This is a genomic window from Aerococcus sp. L_32, assembly GCF_050689315.1.
Genome location: NZ_JBOEQF010000955.1, coordinates 1 through 712 on the forward strand (window position 1 = coordinate 1; position 712 = coordinate 712).

1 protein-coding gene is annotated in these 712 nt (G+C 36.2%); it reads right to left on the reverse strand.

All coding sequences use genetic code 11. The annotated features are described in order from the left end of the window. On the reverse strand, positions 1–712 hold a 712-nt coding region (locus ACRCJ0_RS17580), incomplete at both ends, for a glycogen/starch/alpha-glucan phosphorylase (RefSeq protein WP_431391439.1).

Genomic DNA, 712 nt, shown 5'->3' on the forward strand with positions numbered 1-712 from the left:
TGAATACTACTTTCAAGTGTGGTGCCACATCTAAGTCGTTTTCGATTAACTCTGATAGTGACAGAATTAAATGAATAATATCTTTAGCAATTGTGTATGCTGGTGCTGCTTTACCACCGAAAATAATGGTAATTGGCGTTCCAGGAATGTTCCCTGCTTTAATTTCATGATATTTGTAGATGATGTATAGGGCCAACATTTGTTGGCGCTTGTACTCATGAATACGTTTAATTTGAACATCTACAATTGAATGACGGTCAATATTAATATCACGTGTGCGCTGCAAGTGGTCTGCCAAGGCATTTTTATTTTCTTTCTTAATGCGACGTAACTCATCTAATACCTTATCATCATTTTCGAATGCTAATAAGTCTGTTAAGTCAGCATCTTCACGCCATTTTGTTCCAATGTGTTCATCAATAAAGTTTGTTAACAACGGGTTAGATGCCATTAACCAACGACGGAAAGTAATCCCGTTTGTTTTATTTGAGAATTTTTCAGGGTAAATCTCATAAAAATGGTTTAACTCGTTATTTTTCAATATTTCTGTATGTAAAGCGGCAACCCCGTTGATTGAGAATCCAAAGTGAATCGCAATCGATGCCATATGCACAGTACCCCATTCATCAATGATGTGAACTGCTTCATTATCCGGGAATTGATCTTTGATGATTTCGTCTAGCTTCGTAATGATTTCAGCAATTTCTGGTAT